The organism is Cellulomonas sp. P5_C6, assembly GCF_054049635.1.
Genome location: NZ_JBFULZ010000362.1, coordinates 1 through 1,482, shown reverse-complemented (window position 1 = coordinate 1,482; position 1,482 = coordinate 1). Strand labels below are relative to the sequence as shown.

Annotated in this window: 2 protein-coding genes; both read left to right on the top strand. The window is 76.0% G+C overall.

The features are described from left to right. A partial coding sequence (locus ACXJKG_RS21140) for an alpha/beta hydrolase family protein (RefSeq protein WP_456847678.1) occupies window positions 1-375 on the top strand: 375 nt, incomplete at its 5' end. A 69-nt stretch (window positions 376-444) separates the two neighbouring features. Continuing rightward, window positions 445-1,482 (top strand): class I SAM-dependent methyltransferase (locus tag ACXJKG_RS21135; RefSeq protein ID WP_456847677.1); only part of this gene is annotated, 1,038 nt, incomplete at its 3' end.

Sequence of the window (1,482 nt, the reverse complement as noted above, 5' to 3'; positions counted from 1 at the left end):
GCGCCGGGCCGCGCCGACCGGCCCCCGCGGGTCCGCGGCGTCGTCGCCCTGGCGCCGGTGGCCGACCTCGTCGCCGTCGACCGTCTCGGCCTGAGCCGCGGCGCGGTCGCCGAGCTCCTCGGCGGCGGTCCGGCCGACGTCCCGGAGCGGTTCGCGGCCACGGACCCTGCGGTCCTCGGTGCCCCGGCCGCGACGACGCTGGTCGTGCACGGCCGGCTCGACGACACGGTCCCCGTGGAGGTCTCGCGCGACTACTGCCGGCGCACCGGGGTCGGCCTGGTGGAGGTCCCCGACGCGGGCCACTTCGAGCTCATCGATCCCGCCTCCGACGCGTGGCCGGTGGTCCTGGGCGCGATCGGGGACGTCCTGGGCTGACGGCGGACACCTGTCCGGGCCATGCTCGGGTCACGGGCACCCGCCCGCGGGCACCGACCGGGAGGAACGATGAGCGACACGACGCAGTCCAGCACCGCCGGCACGAGCGACCTGTTCGAGACCCCGGCCCCCGACGCGAGCGCGGAGGTCTTCTCGACGCGCGTGGTCGCCGCCACGCTCGGCGTCATCGAGACCTTCGCCCTGCACCTCGGCCGCACGCTCGGCTGGTACCGGGCCCTGGTCGACGAGGGGCCCCTCACCTCGGTCGAGCTGGCGGAGCGCACCGGGACGCAGGAGCGGTACGCGCGGGAGTGGCTCGAGCAGCAGTCGGTCTCCGGCTGGCTCCTGGTCGACGACGACGCGGCGGCCGCGACCGAGCGCCGGTTCCGGGTCGCGCCGGGCGCGGTCGAGGTGCTCCTCGACGGCGACAGCCCGGCGCACACGGCACCGCTCGCCGGGTTCGCGATCGCGGCCGGCCGCCGGTTCGACGACTTCGTCGAGGCGTACCGGCACGGCGGTGGCGTCAGCTGGGCGCAGCTGGGGCCGGACGCCCGCACCGCCCAGGCGGCGTTCAACCGCCCCCTGTTCCTGCACGAGCTGGCCCAGCAGATCGTGCCGACCCTCCCGGACCTGCACGCCGTGCTGCAGGGGCCGGCGCGGGTGGCGGACATCGGGTCGGGCGAGGGCTGGTCGTCCATCGGCCTCGCCCGGGCGTTCCCGACGGCGACGTTCGACGGGTTCGACGTCGACGAGCCGTCGGTGGCGGCGGCCCGGGAGCACGCGGCGGCGGCGGGTGTCCACGACCGGGTGACCTTCTCGACCGTCGACGGCGCCACCCTGAGCGACACCCGGTCCGGCCAGTACGACGTGGTGATGGCCTACGAGTGCGTGCACGACATGCCGGACCCGGTCGGGGTGCTCGGCGCCATGCGGGCGATGGCCCGCGACGACGGCTACGTCCTGGTGATGGACGAGCACGCCGCCGAGACCTTCTCGACCCCGGGCGACGTGGTCGAGCGCCTGCTCTACGGGTTCTCGATCCTGTGCTGCCTGCCGGACGGACTCTCGACCCCGGGCRGCGTGGGCAYGGGCGCCGTCATGCGTCCG